Source organism: Micromonospora sp. NPDC005324 (genome assembly GCF_040607155.1).
GTDB lineage: Bacteria > Actinomycetota > Actinomycetes > Mycobacteriales > Micromonosporaceae > Micromonospora > Micromonospora trifolii.
In genome coordinates, this window is the sequence record NZ_JBEXGE010000046.1 from 41,994 (window position 1) to 56,816 (window position 14,823).

Genomic DNA, 14,823 nt, shown 5'->3' on the forward strand with positions numbered 1-14,823 from the left:
ACCCTGCCCCTCTGACGACCGACGATCCCGGGCAGGTGGCGTCCGCGAGGCCGCCTGCCCGGGGTCGGCCCCCTCGGCTGAGCGACCGTGGGCTCGCCGTGGCCTTCATCTCCCCCGCGATGCTGCTGTTGCTCGCCATGTCGGTGTTCCCGTTGCTGTGGGCGTTGTACCTGTCCTTCACCGACTACTCGGCCACCCGCGGGGGGCCCGCCAATTTCATCGGGTTCGGGAACTACGCCGCCATCCTGACGTCGGCGCAGGTCCACACGAGGGCCCTGACGACGTTGATCTACGTGGTCGGCGCGGTCGGCCTGCAGACCGTGCTCGGATTCGGGATCGCCTACCTGATCTCACGGCGCACACATGGGCGAGGAGTGCTGACCACGCTGTTCCTGGTGCCGATGATGCTGTCGCCGGTCGTGGTCGGGCTGTTCTGGCGATTCATGCTCGACGCGCAGTTCGGCGTGGTCAACAGCATGCTCGGCTCACTCGGCCTGGGGCAGGTGGAGTGGCTCACCCGACAGCGGACGGCACTGCTGTCCCTGATCGTTGTCGACACCTGGCAATGGACGCCGTTCATCATGCTCATCGCACTCGCGGGCCTCACCGCGGTTCCCAAGTACCTCTACGAGGCCGCCTCGATCGACCGGGCGTCCGAATGGTTCCGGTTCCGCACCATCACTCTGCCGCTGGTATGGCCACTGCTTCTCATTGCCGTGATGTTCAGGGCCATCGAGGCATTCCGGCTGTTCGATCTCGTCTACATCCTGACCAACGGAGGCCCGGGTGTCTCCACCGAGACGTTGTCGTTCCACATCTACAAGGTCGCGTTCCTGGGCTTCAACACCGGAACCGCCTCGGCGTACGGGATCCTCATGGTCCTCGTCGTCATCGTCCTCACGCAGTTCTACCTGCGCTACCTGAACAAGCTCAAGGAGGGCTGATGGCCGTCTCCGTCGACGAGGCCGTGTCCACAGGTCCTGCCCGGGACCACACGCCCCCAGCGCGCCGCCTTGGCGGCCGAGGCCGCTCGGTGCTGGAGGTCACGCTGCTGACCGTGCTGGCCGTCGTGATGCTCTTTCCGGTGCTGTGGATGATCGAGACGTCCATCAAGGAGAACCGCGACGTCTACGCCATCCCGGCCAAGCTCTTCGACTTCACTGTCACTCTGGACCATTACAAGGACGTGTTCGTCGGCCCCGACGGTGGTCGCTCGGCCTTGTCCGTATCGTTCCTCAACTCCGTCGTGGTCGCCGGAGCTTCCACGGTGCTGGCCACCGTGCTGGGCGTCCCGGCGGCCTGGGCCTACTCACGCTTCGCCGTGAAGGCCAAGAAGGACCAACTGTTCTTCATCCTGTCCACGCGTTTCATGCCGCCCGTGGTGGTCGTGATCCCGATCTTCCTCATGTACCGACAGGTCGGACTCATCGACAACAAGCTCGGCTTGATCCTCATCTACAGCGCGTTCAACGTCCCGTTCACGATCTGGATGATGAAGGGGTTCGTCGACGAGGTGCCCGCGGAGTACGAGGATGCCGCCATGCTCGACGGTTACACCCGTCTGCAGGCGTTCCGGCGGTTCACCCTTCCCCTGCTCGTGCCCGGCATCGCCGCGACGGCGGTCTTCGCACTCATCTTCTCGTGGAACGAGTTCGTGTTCGCCACCTTCCTCACCTCCAGCGACGACGTCCGGACGGCCCCACCCGCCATCGCCGGCCTCATCGGCGGCACCACCACGGACTGGGGTCTCGTGGCCGCCGCCTCCGTGGTGTTCGCCCTACCGGTGCTCGTCTTCGCGTACCTGGTGCGCAAGCACCTCATCGCCGGTGTGACGCTCGGGGCGGTGCGACGCTGATGGCGGGCATCGAGGTGACCGCCCTGCACAAGCGCTACCCGGACGGGACGGTCGCAGTTGAACACGTGGACCTGTCCATCGGCCACGGCGAGCTGTTCGTGATGCTCGGCCCTTCGGGTTGCGGCAAGACGACCACGCTGCGGGCCATAGCCGGCCTGGAGAGGCAGACGACGGGCGACATCCGCATCGGCGGCACGCTGGTCAACGACCTACCGCCCGCCGAGCGCGACATCGCCATGGTGTTCCAGTTCTACGCCCTCTACCCGCATCTGAAGACCCGCGACAACCTGGCGTTCCCGCTGCGGGCAGAGGGACTGCCCAAGCCGGAGGTGCACGAGCGGGTCAACGAGGCTGCCCGGCTGATGAGGCTTGGTCCGCTCCTGGACCGGCGACCGCGCCAACTCTCCGGCGGGGAGCAGCAGCGCGTCGCGCTCGCTCGCGCCCTGGTGCGACGACCGCGCGCATTCCTCATGGACGAACCTCTCACCAATCTGGACGCGGAGCTGAGGGCGGACATGCGCACCGAGATCAAGCACCTGCAGGGGGAGCTGGGGGCGACGATGGTCTACGTCACCCACGACCAGGTCGAGGCGATGTCGCTCGGTCACCGAATCGCCATCCTCAACAAGGGCCGCGTCGAGCAGATCGGCACGCCGCTGGAGGTCTACGACCGTCCCGCGAGTCTTTTCTGCGCCGCTTTCATCGGCTCCCCGCCGATGAACCTGATCGAGGTGGAGGTGGCCGACGGGAAGCTGCGCGGTGAGGGCGGACTGGCCCTCGCGCCACCGCCAGGCCTGCCGCGCGACCGTCGTCTGGTCGCCGGCGTCCGGCCGGAGGCGCTGGAGGTCACCGCACCGGGGGAGGAACGTTCGGTCCCGGCCCGCGTGGTCTCGGCGGAGTGGCTGGGCAACGAAATCATCTACGTGGTCGACCACGGCGGCCAGCGCGACGTACGGGTTCGAATGCCCACGACTGTCCGTTTCGCGGCTGACGCAACGGTCGGGCTGCGGCACACCGGCGGGACCCCGGCGGTCTACGACGTGAGCACGGAAGAGCTGGTGGCCTGATGGGAACCGTGGCAGTGCACGGGCTGCGCAAGTCCTTCGGAAAAGTCCAGGCCCTGGACGGGGTGACGCTGGACGTGCCGGACGGCTCGTTCTTCGTCGTGCTCGGGCCCTCCGGAGCAGGCAAGACGACGACCCTGCGAGCGATGGCCGGCCTCGACAAGCTCGACGCCGGGTCGGTGCATCTGGACGGCAGGGACGCGACAGGTGACACACCGGCCGCACGCGACCTCGCCATGGTCTTCCAGAGCTACGCCCTCTACCCGCGACACACTGTGTACGAGAACATCGCTTCGCCGCTGCGGGCACGCCGCTGCTCTTCGAGTGAGATCGCCGCTGCCGTCGAGCAGATGTCGAACCTGCTGCACATCGAACGTCTGCTGCAGCGTCGTCCCGCGCAGTTGTCGGGCGGTGAGATGCAGCGTGTCGCCCTGGCCCGGGCGCTGGTCCGTCGCCCGCGCGCGTTCCTCATGGACGAACCGCTGACGAACCTCGACCTCAAGCTCCGCGTCGAGATGCGCACCGAGCTCACCCGCATCCACCGGAGCCTCGGAGCGACCTTCGTCTACGTGACAAACGACCAGGTCGAGGCCCTGTCCATGGCCGACCAGGTCGCGGTCCTCAAGGAGGGGAAGGTGCAACAGGTCGGAACGCCCACCGAGGTGTACGAGCGTCCAGCCAACCAGTGGGTCGCGGGATTCGTCGGGAGCCCGCCGATCAGCCTGCTGGCCTGCCACGCCGAGGGAGATCGTCTGGTCGGTGCCGAAGGCTGGACATTGCCGCGACCCCGCTGGACCACGGCCGAGGACGGTCGTGCGCTGCTGCTGGGCCTGCGCGCGGAGGACCTGTCCGTCGAGCAGCGTGGGAACGCCTCGATGTCAGGCGAGCTCTACGGGCTCGAGCCGCTCGGTGACCGAACGGTGGTCGACGTCCGAGTGGGGACGGAGATCCTCAAGGTCAAGGCACGACCCACAGTCACCGGTACGCCGGGCGAGCGGCTGCATGTCACTGTCGACCTGGACCGTGCGCACCTGTTCGATGCGGGCACCGGGCTGTCGCTGTCCGAGGCTGGGCGGTAACGGCGCCCGGCGGCGACGGCGACATGCGCCCGCACCTGGCAATCGAGCCTCGGCGGACCGCCACCAGCGAGCACGGTCTGACGACGCTGAGACGACAGTGGCCCGAGAAGGCGATCGGTGGAGCGGGGCGTCGCGCCCTGCGGCCAGGTCCAAGGCCACATTCGACCCGCTCGGCAACCTCGCGCCCGACGAGGGCGTGTGACCCGTCCGTCTACGCGCAGGGCGCGAACGCTGCGGCACGCCGGACATCACCACGAAGACCACAGGAGGCGACGCAGTGAGTGACCCGATGAAGGTCCTGGCCCCCGAACACCGGCGGCTCCGCATCGGCGACGCCTGGCGCGACGCCGCAGGCGGAGCCACAGTTGCCGTCGAGGACCCGGCCACCGGCAAGACCATCGCCGAGGTGGCGGACGCCGGCGTCGTCGACGGGCTCGCCGCCCTGGACGCGGCCAGCAAGGCGATGGCGGAGTGGGCGGCGACCCCGCCGCGGAAACGGTCAGAGTTGTTGACCGCGACGTACCGGGCACTGACCGAGCGATCCGAGGAGGTCGCCCGGCTGATAACGCTCGAGATGGGCAAACCGCTCGCCGAGGCTCGGGGAGAGGTGGCCTACGGCGCCGAGTTCTTCCGTTGGTTCGCCGAGGAGGCGGTGCGCGTCGAGGGGCGCTACAGCACCGCTCCCGCCGGTGGATATCGCATCCTCACCGTACCGAAGCCGGTCGGACCCTGCGTCTTCGTGACGCCCTGGAACTTTCCATTGGCCATGGGCGCCCGCAAGATCGCTCCCGCGCTGGCTGCGGGCTGCACGACGATCACCAAGCCCGCGGGCCAGACGCCACTCACCATGCTGTTCCTGGCCCGCATCATGGAGGAGGTCGGCGTACCCCCGGGCGTCGTCAACGTGGTGACCACCAAGCGTCCCGGTGAGGTGGTCTCGGCACTGCTGGCCGACAGTCGGACCCGCAAGCTCTCGTTCACCGGGTCGACCGAGGTCGGGCGCGTACTGCTACGACAGGCTGCGGACAACGTGCTGCGCACCTCCATGGAACTGGGCGGCAACGCGGCCCTGATCGTGTGTGCCGACGCTGACCTGGGCGTCGCGCTCGACGGTGCCATGGTGGCCAAGATGCGCAACATCGGGGAGTCCTGCATCGCGGCCAACCGGATCTACGTCGAAGAGCCGGTGCGCGAGGAGTTCACGGCGCGCTTCGCCGAGCGGATGGCCGCGCTGTCGATGGGTCATGGTCTCGACGACGGCGTGAACGTCGGGGCGTTGATCGACGAGGCCTCGGTCACCAAGATCGACGAGCTGGTCGCCGACGCGGTCGATCGCGGCGCCCGGGTCCTGGTGGGCGGCGAGCGTCCGGATGGCCCGGGCCACTTCTACCCGCCTACGGTCCTCGTCGACGTGCCCGAAGATGCGCGGATGCTGAAGGCGGAGATCTTCGGCCCGGTGGCGCCGATCATCTCGTTCACCTCCGACGACGAGGTGCTGGCGAAGGCCAACAACACCGAGCACGGCCTGGCCGGGTACGTCTTCACCCGTGACCTCCAGCGTGCGCTCCGGTTCGCCGAGGGGCTGGATACAGGGATGCTCGGCATCAACCGTGGTCTGATATCGGACCCGTCAGCTCCGTTCGGAGGCGTGAAGCAGTCCGGGATCGGCAAGGAGGGGTCGCACGAGGGCATCCTCGAATACCTCGACCTCACCTACGTGGCGATCGACCTACCATGACCGGCCTGCTGCGCCGGGCGCCCGCCGACCAGCACATCGCCGCCGACGTTCCGGAGAGGCACTGACATGCTTGAGACCGTCCGCGGACCACGCCAGCTGATAGTGGGCGAAGGGGTCGCGCAGAACATCCCACGAGTGGTGGCCGAGAGTGGCTCACGAGTCCTCATCGTGACCGACCAGGTTCTTCTGGGGCAGCCGGGCGTGGCCGAGATCGTGGCCGCCGTACGGGAGAAGGTCACCGTCGTCGAGGTGTTCTCCGACGCGACCCCAGACGTGCCACTCGCGGATGTCGCAGTGGCCGTCTCGGTCGCCGCCGAGGTGGACGCCGACGTGATCCTCGCCATCGGGGGTGGCACGGTGATCGACCTCGCCAAAATCGTCGGCGTCATCCGGCGCCACGGTGGGACGCCGCGCGACTTCTACGGCGAGTCGAAGGTGCCGGGGCCGACGATTCCTCTCGTCGCGGTCCCGACGACGTCAGGCACCGGCTCCGAGCTCACACCCGTGTCGGTGTTGACCGACCCGGACCGCGAGCTGAAAGTGGGGGTGTCCAGTGTCCACATCGTCCCCGACTTCGCCATCGTCGACCCCGAACTCACCTACACCTGCCCTGCGACCGTCACCGCCCACTCCGGCATCGACGCGTTCTGTCACGCGGTGGAGAGCTACACCGCGCGCCCCCGGGCCCACGGACCGCGCGACCCGGTGGAGCAGGTGTTCCTCGGCCGCAACCCGATCACCGACCACTACGCGCTCCTGGCCGCGGAGCGGATCGCCCGTAGCTTGCGTCGTGCTGTCACGGACGGGGGCGACACGGACGCGCGCGCGGACATGTCCTATGGGTCCATGCTCGCCGGGCTCGCCTTCTCCCACGCGGGCAACGCGGCCCCGCACGCTCTCCAGTACCCCATCGGCGCGGCCACGCACACGCCGCACGGCGTGGGCGTCGGGCTGCTACTGCCCTACGCGCTGGACGCGGCCAGGGATGCCATCGGCGACCGGTTGGCCATCCTCGCCCGGGTGTGCGGGCTCGACGTGGCCGACGCCTCCGATGCCGAGGCCGCAGACTCGTTCCTCACCTGGCTCGACGGGCTCCTTGCCGACATCGGCATCCCTCGCACCTTGGCGGACATCGGCGTGGCACGCGCCGACCTCCCCCGGTTCGCGGAGATGGCCAGTGGCGTCACCCGCTTGATCCAGAACCATCCAGGCCCGACCGACACCGCCAGCCTGACCGCGATCCTCGAAGCGGCCTGGACCGGGGACCGGACCCGACACAGCAGTGCATCGCCGTTCGTGTGAAGCCGAATCCTCGTCCCGCTGTTCACACCGACCTCGGTCGCTGCCACGTCCACACATTCAGTCGCTGACTCTGCTGCGGGACTGGTAGACCAGGTCCTGGTACTCGGGATGCCTGGCGATCCATCCCGCGACGAACGGGCAGGTGGCCAGGACGAGCAGGTGCGCGGCGCGGGCTTCGTCGAGGGCGGTGCGGACCAGCGCCGCTCCGATCCCCCGGCCCTCGTAATCCGGCGAGACCTCGGTGTGCACGAACGCGACGAGCTCCGCGGTGCGGATGTACTGCGCGACGCCTGCGATCCTGGACTCGCCGTCGACCCGGGCCTCGTACCGGTTGGCCTCAGGAACGTCCTTCACTTCCACCATCACTCGTCCTCCGTACGTCTGAGGGGTGGCCGGGAACGGGTAGCCGTTCCCGGCACGGTCTTCTCGCGGGCCCGGTCGCGCTGCCGCGCGCCCGCCCCGCCGGTGTTCTCACGGAGCAGGGGTTTCCTGCCACCGGAACGGGCTGTCTTCCAATGCCGAGCGGTCCCAGTGCCCCAGGTCCGCGGCGGCTTCATAGGTGGTGCGGAGAAACTCGGCGACTGCGCGGTCCGGGTCCGGTGCGGCGCGTACGGCCTCGTAGGGCAGCAGGAACTGTTGGAACTGGGCACTGAAGTACGCGCCTTCGGGACCGACCTGCTGCTCGGCGAACCCGTCGGGTGCGGGGTAGGCGTAGGAGTAGAAGGCACCTTCCTCGCCACCACCGGGCCAGAAGCCGCAGCTGGACAGTTCCCGGGAGTAGCCCTCGACCATGACCCAGTCCCCGCAGTTGGGCACTCCGCCGGGGTGCGGCGGGGCCGACCGGCCGGAAAAGCGGGTGCAGGCGAGGTCCATCCCGCCCCAGAAGAAGTGCACCGGACTGACCTTGCCTACGAAGTGCGACCGGAACTCGCCGATCACTCGGTTCGCCTGCAGCAGCTGTCGCCAGAACAGGGTGGCCGCCTCTCCGTCGTAGGAGGCGTGGTCGTGGTCCTCGGCGAACGGAATCGCCGGGTCGACCTCGTTGGGATGCGGCCGGATCGATGCCTCGATCCCGAGTTGACGGAGCATATCCAGGATTCGTGTGTAGAACTCGGCGACCGGCATCGGCCGGAGCGGGAGACTTTGCGCGCCGCCGTTGCTGGTGCGGACGTTGAGCTGGTGGCCGAGGAAGTCGAACTCGATCTCGAAGGCCCCTGCGCCGTACGGGATTGTCGACGTCGTGAGTCCGCGCGGACTCACGTACAGGGTCACCTGCCACCAGTGGTTGAGCAGCGGCGCGTGGGCCATGCGGATCTTGCCCACGATCTGGGTCCACATGTGCAGGGTGTCGCGGGTGGGGGTCCAGTCCGAGACTCGTAGGCTCGGCCAACTCGTCGTAGTCGGAATTGTCATGGTTGCTCCCATCTATTGGTGTTGTGACCAGTGGGTGACGCTCGTCGCGATCGTGTCCTACCAGCCGATCAGCGGTACTCCGGGTTGGCGTTGCCAGGGCGGCTACCTGCCTCCCAGGCCGTGCGCTGGTTGCCGTAGGCCGGGATTCCGCCGGCACGGCGGATCATCGACGCGAGGTGGAGCAGGTTGTAGGTCATGAACGTGATGTTGCGGTTGGTGAAGTCGTTGTCCGGGCCGCCGGAGCCCTCATCGAGGTAGGACGGCCCGGGGCCGACCTCGCCGAGCCAGCCCGCGTCGGACTGGGGCGGGACGGTGAAGCCGATGTGTTGCAGGCTGTAGAGGATGCTCATCGCGCAGTGCTTCAAGCCGTCCTCGTTGCCGGTGAGCAGGCAGCCACCGACCCGTCCGTAGTAGGCGTACTGCCCCTGCTCGTTGAGCACGCCGGAGTAGCCGTAGAGCCGCTCGATCACCCGGCGGGTCACCGAGCTGTTGTCGCCGAGCCAGATCGGTCCGGCGATGACCAGGATGTCGGCCGCCAGCACCCGGTTTAGCAGCGTGGGCCATTCGTCGGCGTCCCACCCGTACTCGGTCATGTCCGGTCGGACGCCGGTGGCGATGTCGTGGTCGACGGCGCGAATCTGGTCCACGCTGACCCCGTTCGCCTCCATGATGGCCACACTGCGGTCGATCACCCCCTGGGTGTGGCTGCGGGCGGGGGAACGGTTGAGCGTGCAGTTGATGTACATCGCGCGCAGCCCGGTGAAGTCGGGCCTGTCGATCTTCGGCATGGTCATGATGGGTCCTTGCTGGTAGTAGGTCGTGCTGTCGGTCCGCCGGTCGTCGCACCTCGACCGGCCCGGACGAAGCACCGTCCACCTCCGGAGCGCAGCGCCGCATCCGGTGGATCCACGTGACGATGCCGCCGGCGGTCGCCGCGCTGGAACCAGGGCACCCTGCACCCTGCTCAGCTGAAATCAGCTCGCGCCGGTCCCCCGGGAGTGCCGCTCGCGAAGCCCGACCAGCACCACAGGCCCGTCGGTTCGTGGTGGGCTCATCGGAACGTTTCCTCTCGGGGTGAATCCGTCTGGCGCTCAGGAGCACATGCCGTGCAGCACGTTCTCGCCGCTGGACGAAGGCGCACCGACAGATCCGCCGGTCAGCATGTCCGGTCTGACCGGAAAGGTACGCGTTACATTGCAGCACCTGCGGTGGCCTGCGGGCAGTGACACCACGTCACTACCTCGCCATGACATTCCGCGTCCCTGATGGGCTGTGGCACAGGTCCGACCGATGCTCACCGCAGGGGCACCGGTGGAGCACGCGCCGTGCGGACCGGCCCTGCGTCACGCGCTCAAAGGCCAGCTACCGACTCCACCAGGTGTGGCTGGGCCTCGACCAGGGCTGGACGATCTGAACGACGGTGACCCTGACCGGCTCACCGCACGGACACGCCGTCGCCCTACCGGAGCTGGCGCGAGGCACCGGCCGCCGCCGCCCGGGCCACCTCCGGGCTGGGGGCAGCAAGGGCCGCCTCCGCGATCTGGCGGCACTCGTCCAGGGTGTGCGCGGCCAGGGACTCACGCACGGCGGGAATGCTGCGGGGCGCCATGGACAGGCTGGTGATGCCCATGCCTGCCAGCACCAGAGCGAAGGTGGGATCCGCTGCGGACTCTCCACACACGCCGACTGGCTTGCCCGCCTCGACACCGGCCGCCGCGCAGGAGGCGAGGAGCGCAATCAACGCGGGCTGCCACGGGTCGAGCAGGTCAGCGAGGTCGCCGCACATACGGTCGGCGGCGAACGTGTACTGGCTGAGGTCGTTGGTGCCGACGCTGAGGAAGTCCGCGTGGCACAGCACCTGGCTGGCGCGCAGGGCCGCGGCCGGCACCTCGATCATCACGCCGGCGGTCGGTAGGCCGTGCTCGCGGCAGGACTCAGTGAACGCTGCCGCCTCTGCCGCCGTGGCGACCATCGGCGCCATCACCCACACGTCGGCGTCCGTCACGGCAGCCGCCGCCGCGATCGCGGCCAACTGCGTGGTGAGCACGGACGGTGTCTGCCGCGCGACCCGCAAACCGCGGATGCCCAGCGCAGGATTGGGTTCATCGGCCAGACGCAGGAACGGCAGCGGCTTGTCGGCGCCGGCGTCGAGGGTGCGCACGACGATCTTGCGGCCGGGCAGCGCGGCGAAGACGTCGCGATAGGCGGCAACCTGCTCCTCGTGCGACGGCGGGTCGATGCGGTCGAGATAGAGCAGCTCGGTGCGGAACAGACCGACGCCTTCAACCTCGCCGGTGAGGTCGCGGGCGGAGCCGATGTTGGCCAGTAGCGCGATGGGATGGCCGTCCGCCGTCTGCCCGGGCCCCCGGGAGCGGGCGCGGCGTTCGATCTCCGCAAGCCGGCCCGCGTTGACAGTGGCCACCGTCCCCACGGAGACGCCGGTCACCACGACGCCGCTCGATCCGTCGAGACTGGCCAGCGCGCCGTCGGTCACGTCCAGGATGCCCGCGCAGCGGACCACGGCCGGGATACCGAGTGTCCGGGCCAGGATCGCGGTGTGGCTGGTCGGTCCGCCCTCGGCCGTGACCAGGCCCAGCACCAGGGCCGGGTCGAGGCCGGCGGTGTCGGCGGGCGCCAGGTCGCGGGCGGTGAGCAGGTACGGATGGCCAGGGTCCGGCACGCCCGGCATCGGCTGCCCCAGGCACGCCGCGACGAGGCGGTTCCGCAGGTCGTCGAGGTCGCTGACCCGCTCGGCGAGGTACCCGCCCGCGGCTTCGAAGGCGGCCCGGTGCGCGGCGAGCACATCGGTGATGGCGTGCGGCGCGTCGGCGCCGCCGTCGATGGCGGTGTCGGCCGCGTCGATGAGCGTCTCGTCCTGCGCCATCATGACCTGCGCGCGCAGGACCTCGGCGGCGGTCGCGTCGAGGGCGTTCTCGGCGCGACGGGTCAGGTCGGCGGCGACGGCGAGGACCGCGGACCGGACGGCGGCCTTCTCGGCTTCGGGTTCAACGGTCTCCGCCAACGGCGGCAGGGCCGGAGGCGGGGCCAGCCGGTAGACCGGCCCCGCCGCACCACCGGGGCTGGCCCCGATCCCCCGCAGTTCACGCATCGACGGCGTCCAGGTCACGTTCGAGGAGGTCGGCCAGAGTGTCGACGGCCGCCTGCGCGCCGTCGCCGTCGGCCTCCAGCGTGACCTCGGTGCCCTTCTTGGCGCCGAGCGACAGCACGGCGAGCATGCTGCGGGCCGGTACGGGTTTCTTGTCACCGGTGCGGATCGTGACCAGCACCGGCTGCTTCGCCGCCTCGGCGACGAACAGCGCCGCCGGGCGGGCGTGCAGCCCGCTGGCGGAGCCGACGAGGACTGTTCTGGTGGGCAACGGATCCCCCTAGGGTTCGATCGTCACCTTGATCGCTTCGCCGCGCGCCACGATGCCGAAGGCGTCGAGGGTGCGGTCGAGCGGCAGGCGGTGGGTGATGAGGTCGGCGACCGGCACGGAGCCGTTGGCTATGAGTCGCAGCGCTTCCTTGTTGTGCTCCGGGCTGGAGCCGTTGGCACCGACGATGGTCAGTTCGCGGTAGTGCACGAGGTTGGAGTCCAGGGAGATGACGGGCTTGTCCTTCGGCAGACCGCCGAAGAAGCTGATCCGGCCCTGCCGCGCGGACATCTGCACCGCCTGCTCCTGGGCGACGCCGGCGGCCGTGGCGGTGATGACGACGTCGGCCCCCCGGCCCTCGGTGAGCTTGAGCACCGCGTCGACGACGTCGGTCTCGGCGCCGCAGATCGCCGCGTCCGGCTGGACCAGGTTGGCGGCCAGGTCGAGGCGTTCGCGGTTGAGGTCGACGAGGAACACCCGGGCCGCGCCGCGCGAGCGGGCCAGGCGGACGTGTAGGCAGCCGATCGGCCCAGAGCCTACGACGACCACGTCGTCGCCCTCCCCCACATCGGCGAGGTTCTGGCCGTTGAGGACGCAGGCGAGGGGCTCGGCGACGGACGCCTCGGCGAAGCTGAGTTCCTCGGGGATCCGGTTGAGCCCGTCGACGGCGAGGACGTTGTGCGGCACGACCAGGTATTCGGCGAACCCGCCGTCGAAGTGGTATCCCATCGACACCTGGTTGGGGCACACGGTCATCCGGCCGCGCCGGCACTCGGCGCACGTGCCGCACGGGATGGCGGCGATGACCTGGACCCGGTCCCCCGGCCGCCAGCCCGTGACGTCGCCACCGACGTCGGTGATCTCGCCGGCGATCTCGTGGCCCATGACGCGGGGCGGGGCGATGTGGTGGTGGCCGAAGCGGGAGATCTTCACGTCGGTGCCGCAGGTGGAGCACGCGCGGACGCGGATCTTCACGTCGGCGGGGCCTGCCGTGGGCTCGGGCGCGTCCTCAATGCGGACGTCACCGGGTGCGTGGAATCGGACAACCTTCACGAGGATTTCCCTTCGAGGATAGCGATCACGTCATCGGCACTCGTCGACTCTCGTAGCCGCTGCGCCTGCGCCGGGTCCATCAGCACCGAGGCGAGCTGGGCCAGGATGTCCACGTGCCCGTCGCCGGCCGCGGCGATGGCGACGCAGACCCGCACGTCGAAGCCGTCCCAGTTGACGCCCTCGGGGAAGCGCAGCACCGCGAGGGCGTCGCGCTGGACCGACTCCTTGCTGTTCAGCGTGCCGTGCGGGATGGCGACGCCCTCCCCGATGTACGTGGAGACGCTCTGCTCGCGGGCGAGCATCGCGTCCACGTACGCCGGGGCGACCGCGCCGACCTCGACGAGTACCGCGCCGCAGCGGCTGATCGCCTCGTCCCGCGATCCGGCCCGCTCGTCGAGCCGGATCGCGTCACGGGCCAGCAGCTCAGCCACTCAGCTCACCACCGCGCTGCACCGCGTTCACGACCCTGGTGACGGCCGGGTCGCCGATGAACACCTGGATCGGCACGATCACCTTGTCGGGCGCGCTGACCCGGGCCCGCGCGGCGAGCCCCTGGTGGCAGATGACCACGTCTGCGTCCGCCGGGATCGAGTTGACCGGCGTGTGCTCGACGGTCACCGCGTTCTTCGCGAGTTGCCGCCGAAGTTGGCTGGCCAGCATCACGCTGCTGCCCATGCCGGCGTCGCAGGCGACGACGACCTTCTTGATGTCGGTGCCGTTGATGGTGGACATACGTTTCAGACCTCCTGCTTTGCCGACTTGTCGCGGGTCTCGTCGGGGTCGATGACCCTTTCCTCGCCTGGGCGCACAGCCGTCTCCTCGTCCGGGCCGACAGCGTCGGCGGCGGGCTCGCCGCGCCCGAAGCCGAGCAGGGCCGAGGCGACGGCGAAGGTGACGGCGGCGGCGATCACGACGCCGAGAATGACCCCGAAGTGGCCGCCTTTGGGGGTGACGGCGAGGTAGGCGAAGATGCTGCCCGGCGAGGGGGTGGCGACCAGGCCCGCACCGGTGATCACGAAGGTGCCGACGCCGGCCGCACCCCCGGCGATCATGGCGAGGATCAGCTTCGGCTTCATCAGCACGTACGGGAAGTAGATCTCGTGGATGCCGCCGAGGAACTGCACGATGATCGCGGCCGGGGCGCTGGGGCGCAGCGCGCGGGGGCCGAAGACCATGAAGGCGAGCAGCAGACCGAGGCCGGGGCCGGGGTTCGACTCGATCATGAACAGGATCGACTTGCCCTTGTCGGCCGCCTCGGCGATGCCCAGCGGGCCGAACACGCCGTGGTTGATGGCGTTGTTGAGGAAGAGCACCTTTGCGGGTTCGACGAGCACCGAGGTCAGCGGCAGAAGGTCCTTGCCGACGAGCCAGTCGACGCCGGAGCCGGCCTGCTTGGTGAGCCATTCGACCACCGGGCCGATGCCGTAGACACCGCCGATGGCCATCGCGGCGCCGATGATGCCGGCGCTGAAGTTGTCGACCAGCATCTCGAAGCCGGGACGGATCTTGTTTTCGACCAGGCCGTCGAAGAGCTTGAGGACATAGGCCGTGAGCGGCCCTATGATCATCGCGCCGAGGATCATCGGCACATCCGCGCCGACGACGAGGCCCATGGTCGCGACAGCGCCCACGACAGCACCGCGTTGGCCGTGGACCAGCCGGCCGCCGGTGTAGCCGATGAGCACCGGTAGCAGGATGCTGATCATCGGGCCGACCAGTTCGGCCAGGGTCTTGTTGGGGATCCAGCCGGTCGGGATGAACAGTGCGGTGATCAGGCCCCAGGCGATGAACGCGCCGATGTTGGGCATGACCATCGCGGCCAAGTAGCCGCCGAGGCGCTGCACCGTGGCTCTGAGAGGACGTCTGATTCACGTATTTTGTGTGTGTTGTGGTTTTAGTCGTCTCGCCAGGTTGGGGTGGTTTCGGTGGTGAGGCGTTTGGCGAG

At 69.0% G+C, this 14,823-nt stretch carries 15 protein-coding genes; 6 read left to right on the forward strand and 9 right to left on the reverse strand.

From position 1 onward, the window contains the following. Positions 1 to 98: 98 nt before the first annotated feature. The 6 genes from ABZS40_RS32090 (at position 99) to ABZS40_RS32115 (ending at position 7,038) form a co-directional block, all read left to right on the forward strand. Positions 99 to 944 (forward strand): sugar ABC transporter permease, encoded by an 846-nt coding sequence (locus ABZS40_RS32090; RefSeq protein WP_354947801.1) that lies wholly within the window; start codon positions 99 to 101, stop codon positions 942 to 944. Then, entirely contained in the window at positions 944 to 1,855 is a 912-nt protein-coding gene (locus tag ABZS40_RS32095; protein ID WP_354947803.1) for a carbohydrate ABC transporter permease, read from the forward strand. Before ABZS40_RS32090 ends, ABZS40_RS32095 begins: the two co-directional genes overlap by 1 nt. Continuing rightward, the gene (locus tag ABZS40_RS32100) at positions 1,855 to 2,922 is read left to right on the forward strand and encodes an ATP-binding cassette domain-containing protein (RefSeq protein ID WP_354947804.1); all 1,068 of its coding nucleotides are present in this window, start codon (positions 1,855 to 1,857) and stop codon (positions 2,920 to 2,922) included. The genes ABZS40_RS32095 and ABZS40_RS32100 overlap by 1 nt, the downstream gene beginning before the upstream one ends. Continuing rightward, a complete protein-coding gene (locus ABZS40_RS32105; RefSeq protein WP_354947806.1) occupies positions 2,922 to 3,998 on the forward strand; it encodes an ABC transporter ATP-binding protein in 1,077 nt (358 codons plus the stop codon). Before ABZS40_RS32100 ends, ABZS40_RS32105 begins: the two co-directional genes overlap by 1 nt. Positions 3,999 to 4,275: 277 nt before the next feature. Further along, complete coding sequence (locus ABZS40_RS32110) at positions 4,276 to 5,736, forward strand: NAD-dependent succinate-semialdehyde dehydrogenase (RefSeq protein WP_354947808.1); 1,461 nt, start codon at positions 4,276 to 4,278, stop codon at positions 5,734 to 5,736. Between the two features lie 66 nt (positions 5,737 to 5,802). Then, positions 5,803 to 7,038, forward strand: coding sequence for an iron-containing alcohol dehydrogenase (locus tag ABZS40_RS32115; RefSeq protein WP_354947810.1), 1,236 nt, complete (start codon positions 5,803 to 5,805; stop codon positions 7,036 to 7,038). A 57-nt stretch (positions 7,039 to 7,095) separates the two neighbouring features. Here ABZS40_RS32115 and ABZS40_RS32120 read toward each other — a convergent pair whose 3' ends face one another. From ABZS40_RS32120 to ABZS40_RS32160, 9 genes are all read right to left on the reverse strand, one after another. Next, positions 7,096 to 7,401: a GNAT family N-acetyltransferase gene (locus ABZS40_RS32120; protein WP_354947812.1), complete on the reverse strand. Its 306-nt coding sequence runs from the start codon at positions 7,399 to 7,401 to the stop codon at positions 7,096 to 7,098. 108 nt (positions 7,402 to 7,509) lie between these two features. Beyond that, positions 7,510 to 8,451 (reverse strand): DUF5996 family protein, encoded by a 942-nt coding sequence (locus ABZS40_RS32125; protein ID WP_354947814.1) that lies wholly within the window; start codon positions 8,449 to 8,451, stop codon positions 7,510 to 7,512. A gap of 68 nt (positions 8,452 to 8,519) precedes the next feature. Continuing rightward, positions 8,520 to 9,245 carry a flavodoxin family protein gene (locus ABZS40_RS32130; protein ID WP_354947816.1) on the reverse strand — a complete coding sequence of 242 codons (726 nt, stop codon included), beginning with the start codon at positions 9,243 to 9,245 and terminating at the stop codon, positions 8,520 to 8,522. A gap of 665 nt (positions 9,246 to 9,910) precedes the next feature. Next, positions 9,911 to 11,560, reverse strand: a complete 1,650-nt coding sequence (gene ptsP / locus ABZS40_RS32135; RefSeq protein WP_354947818.1) for a phosphoenolpyruvate--protein phosphotransferase — start codon at positions 11,558 to 11,560, stop codon at positions 9,911 to 9,913. Continuing rightward, positions 11,553 to 11,828, reverse strand: coding sequence for an HPr family phosphocarrier protein (locus ABZS40_RS32140; RefSeq protein ID WP_354947820.1), 276 nt, complete (start codon positions 11,826 to 11,828; stop codon positions 11,553 to 11,555). Before ABZS40_RS32140 ends, ptsP begins: the two co-directional genes overlap by 8 nt. A 9-nt stretch (positions 11,829 to 11,837) precedes the next feature. Continuing rightward, positions 11,838 to 12,878, reverse strand: a complete 1,041-nt coding sequence (locus ABZS40_RS32145; RefSeq protein WP_354947822.1) for a zinc-dependent dehydrogenase — start codon at positions 12,876 to 12,878, stop codon at positions 11,838 to 11,840. Next, on the reverse strand, positions 12,875 to 13,309 hold the full coding sequence (locus ABZS40_RS32150) for a PTS sugar transporter subunit IIA (RefSeq protein WP_354947824.1): 435 nt from the start codon (positions 13,307 to 13,309) through the stop codon (positions 12,875 to 12,877). The genes ABZS40_RS32145 and ABZS40_RS32150 overlap by 4 nt, the downstream gene beginning before the upstream one ends. Further along, positions 13,302 to 13,610: a PTS lactose transporter subunit IIB gene (locus ABZS40_RS32155; RefSeq protein WP_124820847.1), complete on the reverse strand. Its 309-nt coding sequence runs from the start codon at positions 13,608 to 13,610 to the stop codon at positions 13,302 to 13,304. Before ABZS40_RS32155 ends, ABZS40_RS32150 begins: the two co-directional genes overlap by 8 nt. 5 nt (positions 13,611 to 13,615) lie before the next feature. Beyond that, positions 13,616 to 14,692, reverse strand: a complete 1,077-nt coding sequence (locus ABZS40_RS32160; RefSeq protein WP_354947828.1) for a PTS mannitol transporter subunit IICB — start codon at positions 14,690 to 14,692, stop codon at positions 13,616 to 13,618. Positions 14,693 to 14,823: the final 131 nt, after the last annotated feature.